4 protein-coding genes are annotated in these 6,861 nt (G+C 61.2%); all 4 read right to left on the minus strand.

Going from position 1 to position 6,861, the window contains the following annotated elements; genetic code table 11:
* Window positions 1-16 precede the first annotated feature (16 nt).
* A complete protein-coding gene (locus NB311A_RS14950) occupies window positions 17-2,017 on the minus strand; it encodes an acetyl-CoA carboxylase biotin carboxylase subunit (protein WP_040675577.1) in 2,001 nt (666 codons plus the stop codon).
* Window positions 2,018-2,019: 2 nt separating this feature from the next.
* On the minus strand, window positions 2,020-3,624 hold the full coding sequence (locus NB311A_RS14955; protein WP_009799615.1) for a carboxyl transferase domain-containing protein: 1,605 nt from the start codon (window positions 3,622-3,624) through the stop codon (window positions 2,020-2,022).
* Between the two features lie 103 nt (window positions 3,625-3,727).
* Window positions 3,728-4,033: an ETC complex I subunit gene (locus tag NB311A_RS14960; RefSeq protein WP_009799616.1), complete on the minus strand. Its 306-nt coding sequence runs from the start codon at window positions 4,031-4,033 to the stop codon at window positions 3,728-3,730.
* Window positions 4,034-4,265: 232 nt separating this feature from the next.
* Window positions 4,266-6,077: a carbamoyltransferase C-terminal domain-containing protein gene (locus NB311A_RS14965; RefSeq protein WP_009799617.1), complete on the minus strand. Its 1,812-nt coding sequence runs from the start codon at window positions 6,075-6,077 to the stop codon at window positions 4,266-4,268.
* Between the last annotated feature and the right edge of the window lie 784 nt (window positions 6,078-6,861).

Genomic DNA, 6,861 nt, shown 5'->3' on the forward strand with positions numbered 1-6,861 from the left:
CGACAAGCAAGTCCTCTCAAGCGGCTGCCTCGATCTCGGCGAGTTCAATGCCCTCCGCCACGACATCGCCGACCCGGCATTTGATCTTCTTCAGCTTGCCGGCAAATGGAGCCCGCAACGTATGCTCCATCTTCATCACCTCCAACGCAAGAATGGGTGCACCCTTTTCCAGGAGCGCCCCCTCCTCCGCGAGCAGCGCGACCACTGTGCCTGGCAGCGGCGCGACAATGCGATCTTCGCCGGCCTGCTCCTGATCGTCTTCGCCAAAGGGATCAACCCAGTGCAACTCGAACCGCCCGCTGCGTGTCCGCAAATACAGTTCGCGGCCATCCGCGGCGAACACAACATGGCTTCGCCGTCCATCGAGCATGAGGTTCATGCCATCCGGGCCGTCCGCAGCAAACGCGAATGCAAAACTTTTTTCTCCTAGCCGGATTTCGTCCGGGCCATTGCCATAGACGAGCGTGACCTCGTGCTCAGCCGGACCCTGACGGAACACGAACCGCCGCCGCCGTCTGCCGACCATCATCCAACCCGCCCTTCGCCAGGGCGAGGCCGGATCCGGTGAAGACGCCTTGCTTTCTTCCAGCAGGATCGCGGCGACGGCGGATGCGAGTTCGGTCTCGCCCGGCACCGCCGAAGGCCGGGCCAGGTCCTGTAAATGGCGTTCGATGAACCCGGTGTCGAGCGCGTTGGCGCGCACGTCCGCATGCGTGACCAGCGCAGACAGAAACGAAATGTTGGTGGCGACGCCGCGGATGTCGGTTGCGTCCAACGCGCGCGCCAGGCGGCGGATCGCAGCTTCGCGGGTCGGCGCCCATGTGATGACTTTGGCGAGCATAGCGTCATAGTTCAGCGGAACCGCAGCGCCTTCACGATAGCCGGCATCGATACGCAAGCCATCAGTCTCCGGCGGCGTGCGCCACATCTTGATGCGGCCGACAGATGGCATGAAATTCTTGTTCGGGTCCTCGGCGTAAACACGCGCCTCGATGGCGTGGCCATTCAGTCTGATTTGGTCCTGCGTCAGCGGCAGATTTTCACCAAACGCGACTCGAAGCTGCCATTCGACGATGTCTATTCCGGTGACGAGTTCGGTCACCGGATGCTCGACCTGCAGACGGGTGTTCATTTCGATGAAAAACACGTCTTTGCCGTCAGACACGAACTCCACGGTGCCTGCGCCGACATAGCCGACCGCGGCGGCAGCCTTGCGCGCGGATTCGCATACCTTGTCGCGTTGCGCGCCGTTGAGTGTAGGCGACGGCGCCTCCTCGATCACTTTCTGATGCCTGCGCTGCAAGGTGCATTCACGTTCGAACAACGACAGCAGATTACCGTGGCTGTCGCCGATCACCTGCACTTCGATATGCCGGGGGGTCTCGACGTATTTTTCGATCAGCAACCGGTCGTCCCCGAAAGCGGCCTTTGCCTCCCGCCGGGCGCTGATGATAGCCGGAGCCAGTTCCACGGCCGACCGCACGACCCGCATGCCGCGGCCGCCGCCACCGGCGGAGGCCTTCACGAGAACCGGATAACCGATCCCGTCCGCAGCACCCTGCAACGTGGCTTCGTCCTGCGCCTCGCCGTGATAGCCCGGCACCAATGGCACGCCTGCATTTTGCATCAGAGCCCTGGCGTCCGACTTCGTGCCCATCGCGGTCATCATTGCGGCTGTCGGTCCGACGAACACGAGGCCGGCATCGGCGCAGGCTTGCGCGAAGCCGGCATTCTCCGACAAAAACCCGTAGCCGGGATGAATGCCTTCCGCGCCGGTTCTGCGGGCGGCATCGATCACCCTGTCGATGGCGAGATAGCTGTCGCGGGCGAGCGCAGGTCCAAGACACATCGCCTCGTCGGCGATGGCGACATGCAGCGCGTCGCGGTCTGCCTCCGAATAAACGGCGATGGTGCGCAAGCCCATCGCGCGAGCGGTACGGATGATGCGGCATGCGATCTCACCGCGATTGGCGATCAGGAGCGCATTAAAGGGGCGATAGTCTGGAGCGCTGGCCACGATCACATCCTGAACAGGCCGAAGGTTGTCGGCTCGATCGGCGCGTTCGCCGCCGCCGCCAATCCGAGTCCCAGCACGAGGCGCGTGTCGGCAGGATCGATCACCCCGTCGTCCCATAGCCGCGCGGTAGCGTAATAGGGATTGCCCTGGTTCTCGTATTGCGCGCGGATCGGCGCCTGGAATTCTTGCTCCTCCTCGATCGACCAGTTGCCGCCTTTCGCTTCGATGTTCTCCCGCCGCAGCGTACTGAGAACCATCGCGGCCTGTTCGCCGCCCATCACCGAGATGCGCGCGTTAGGCCACATCCACAAAAATCGCGGCGAGAAAGCGCGGCCGCACATGCCGTAGTTGCCGGCGCCGTAGGAGCCGCCGATCACCACCGTGAATTTCGGTACGGCCGCGGTCGCGACCGCCGTGACAAGCTTGGCCCCGTCGCGGGCGATGCCGCCCGCTTCGTATTTCTTGCCAACCATGAAGCCCGTAATGTTTTGCAGGAAGACCAGCGGAATGCCGCGCTGGCAGCACAACTCGATGAAGTGCGTCCCCTTCAGCGAGCTTTCGCTAAACAGGATGCCGTTGTTGGCGACGATGCCGACCGGATATCCCCAGATATGAGCAAAGCCGCATACCAGCGTCTGACCGTAAAGCTTCTTGAATTCGTCGAACTCCGAACCGTCAACGATGCGCGCGATGATGTCGCGCACATCGAACGGCTTGCGGCCGTCCGCCGGCACTACGCCGTAGATTTCCTCCGGTGCGAACAGCGGTTCGCGCGGTTCTCGCATATTGAGCGCGGCGCGCCGCGGCGGCTTCAGTGTGGAAACGATGCGGCGCGCGATTCCGATCGCATGGGCGTCGTTTTGCGCATAATGATCGGTGACGCCGGACTGGCGTGAATGTACGTCAGCGCCGCCCAGTTCTTCGGCGGTGACGATCTCCCCGGTGGCGGCCTTCACAAGCGGCGGACCGCCCAGAAAGATCGTGCCTTGATTGCGGACGATGATGCTCTCGTCCGACATCGCCGGCACATAGGCGCCGCCCGCAGTGCATGATCCCATCACGATCGCGATCTGCGGAATGCCAACCGCCGACATGCTGGCCTGATTGTAGAAAATGCGCCCGAAATGCCGTTCGTCAGGAAAGATCTCGTCCTGCCGCGGCAGAAAGGCGCCGCCGGAATCCACCATATAGATGCAGGGAAGATTGTTCTGCCGCGCAATGTCCTGCGCGCGCAGATGCTTCTTCACGGTCATCGGATAATAGGTGCCGCCTTTGATGGTGGCGTCGTTAGCGACGATCACGCACTCGCGGCCGGCGATGCGTCCGACGCCCGTGACGATGCTCGCTGAATGGACATCGCCGCCGTACATGCCGTTCGCAGCCAGCGGCGACAATTCGAGAAACGCGGTGCCGGGATCGAGTAGCAGGTCGATGCGGTCGCGAGCCAGCATTTTGCCGCGCGAGGTGTGACGGGTCCGCGCGGTCTCGCCGCCTCCGCCCGCGACGCTCGCGAGCTTGTCGTGCAACTCCTTGACGAGAGCGTTCATCGCCTCGACGTTGCGCGCGAAATCTGACGATGTTGGATCGACACCGGAACGAAGCGCCATGACAGTCCAGGATGCTTGGCAGGCTTGAAGCGCGCGCCTTAAACCGGCCAGGTGCCCGACCCCTTTCCGGTAAGGTCAACCGTGGTTCGGCCCATCCTCCCGCTTAATGAGTCCAGGGTTCGATCCGGCGAAATGCAAAATTGTCAGCGTAGGCGGCCTTTCGCGGCACCGTTACCTTTGGTTCGATCACTTGATAGGGGATGCCTTCGCGCTCGCAGTAGGCGATCGCGTCCTCCCTGGTCTCAAAGCGAAGCGTGATCTGCTGCTTCATGTCGCCGGAGCTGGTCCACCCCATCAGGGGCTCGATCACCCGCGCCTGCTCAGGCTCGTAGTCGAGCTGCCATTCCCTGGTTTTGGCGACCCCCGATTGCATCGCATTTTTGGCGGGCTTGAAGATACGTGCTGTCATGAACACCGGAACCTGCTGCCGTGCCGTCCGGCAAAGCCGGCGGGCATCCTGTTTCAAGTATATTCTCTATGGCGCGGCGTGACAATCTCGTCCATCGCGGGCCGCGACGGAACGGCGCATCCTAGAGTCTGTTTCAACTGCGTTGAACCAGACTCATCGCTTATCTTTTGTTTGAGCATGATCTTTTCCGAAAACCGGTTCCCGCCTTTCGGGATCATGCTCTAGCCGGTTCTCAGGCCCGCCTGAGGTTCGACATGACGACGGCACCCACGTCAGTGTACACGTCGACGAGCGGCCCCACGATCCTGTGCAGTCCCTTCTTGGAAATCATGGTGTCGTGCAGCACCAGATGATCGATGCCCGTGGTCAGAAAGCAGCGCATGGCATCGCGCGGTGTCTCCACGATCGGTTCGCCCTTGACGTTGAATGATGTATTGATCAGGACCGGAACGCCGGTCAGTTCCTCGAATTCCTTCAACAGCCGGTAAAGCGCGGGATTCGTGCTTTCGCGCACGGTCTGCACTCTCGCCGTGCCGTCGACGTGAACAACCGCCGGAATCCGGTCGCGCCACTCAGGCCGAACCGCCTTGGCGATCAGCATGAACGGCGAATCCTCCTCACCTTCGAAGACTTCCGCCATGCGTTCGGCCAGCACGATCGGCGCGAAGGGCCGGAACGGCTGGCGGTGCTTGACCCGGCTGTTGAGGATGTCCTTCATCTCGGCCTTGCGAGGATCGGCGATCAGGCTGCGATTGCCCAGTGCGCGCGGGCCGAATTCGGAGCGTCCTTGAAACCAGCCGATGACTTTTTGGTCCGCCAGAAGTTTCGCGGTTTCGGCGTGGACGTTCGAGGTTTTCACAGCCGCCGTCTGGACCTTGACAATCGGGCGCTGCGTTGCAGCGTCCACCTCGGCGTCCGTGTAGCTGCGGCCCACATAGGCGTGCTCCATCACGAATCCGCGGCGCTGTTTCAACCGTTCGAGCCAACCGTAATAGGCGCAACCGATCGCGATGCCGTCGTCCCCTGCGGCGGGCTGAATCCAGACGTTCTCGAATCCGGCCTCCCGCGCGATGCGTCCGTTGGCGACACAGTTCAGTGCTACACCGCCGGCGATGCAGAGGTTCCTCGCACCCGTGGCTTCCCGAAGCCAATTGGCACGCGCGAGCAGCACTTTTTCAGTGTCGTCCTGAACCTGCCACGCAAGATCTTCCCAGTGCCGCATGGAAGGGCTGCTTTCCCAGCTTCCTTCGCCGTCGACGATATAGGGCTGGTTGAACTCCGCGGACCAGCGCGGAACCGTGAGGTGATTCTCGGCGATTTCCATGGTCGGCCTGATCTTGCCGCGGCGTCCGTACGGCGCGAGCCCCATCAGCTCGCCGCATTTATTCCAGTCGCCAAATACATAAGTCGAGGCGCGGCTATAGAGCGCGCCAAGGCCTGGCATGTTGTAGAATTCGTCGCTGAAAAAACCACGGTCCGGCTCCATCCAGACCTTTTTCAGGCATTCGAGCGTTTCGCCGCTGAACCGATAATAGCTCTCCGATTCTCGCGCCAGCGATGTTGCGATGTCGCTTTCCGGATAGGGCTCGGTCACGTCCGAACGATAGCTGCCGACGCCGTCGACGATCATGATCGCGCCCTCGTCAAACGGGCAGGCTGCAAAGGCGCTATAAGCGTGCGCCAGATGGTGTGAGATCGAGACCACCTTGTCGGAATGCGCGCGGAAATAGGGATGGTCCTTCGCTTGCAGCCGTTCTTCAGCGGGAAGGAATCCCGGCATGTCCTGATAAATCAGCCGCTCCTCCATCTCGGGAACGGGAAGAATGTAGCAATTGCTGACCACCAGATCGATGTCACCAATGCCGATGCCTTCGGCCCCAAGACAATAGTCAATGACTTCCTTGAAGAACCCGCTGGCGTGCTTCTCGCGCGTGATCCGTTCCTTGGCGATGGCGAAAGCGATAGCGCCGTCTCGAAGCAGGCAGGCGCTCACGTCGTGATCATAGGTGTTGAGACCAAGAACATAGGTGTGCTGTTTTGACATGAGCCTCTGCGGAGCAATCTGGAGGGATTGGGGCGCCGCCTCGTGTTTGCGGAACCAAGCTGGGTGATAGCAGTTAACGCTAGGCCACCTGGATAGCCTTTATGCCTGCCCTTTTGCGTCGCTTATGCGGCATAGGAAGTTCACGACGGCGAGTGGAAAACCGGCTCAAAGACATCAACAACTATAAGTTGTTTATTGCAACCATTGGCTCATAACGTCGTATCCCCGTTTTCATCATCTTTTTGCGTGAACCTAAAGACGCTGGCTACCGACCTCTGACCGGGCGGAAGCCGACCCTGGTCTCGATTAGCGGCATGCGCTCATTGGAAATGTTGTTTTATCATGCACCGAACCAAGGCAAACTGATTGCCTTATATTCGTGACAATGGTCGTCCCGAATATAAGGTCTGCCTGTTACCAAACAGAATTGGAGATTCCCCTTATGATTCAAAAAAGTTCGAGCGCGCGACGCAACCTCATCACCCGCGTTCTGGCGGCTGCTGCGATGGTTTGCGTGTACTTTATTAGCGTTGCCGGCGTGTCTTCGGTTCTGATTGCCGGATCGACCACGTCCGCTGAAGCCCGCGGGCGCGGGCGTGGGCGGGGCGGCGGCTGGGCTCGCGGTCGCGGACGCGGCTGGGGTGGTCGCGGTCGCGGCTGGGGCGGCGGCTGGGGTCGAGGCCGCGGTTGGGGATTTATGGGAGCCAGGGGGTGCTACTTCAGCCCGCGCTGGGGCCGTACGATTTGCCCATACTAATATCGCTCGGCAAGTATCAAAGGGGTG

Source organism: Nitrobacter sp. Nb-311A, assembly GCF_000152905.1.
In the GTDB taxonomy this organism is placed as follows: Bacteria; Pseudomonadota; Alphaproteobacteria; order Rhizobiales; family Xanthobacteraceae; genus Nitrobacter.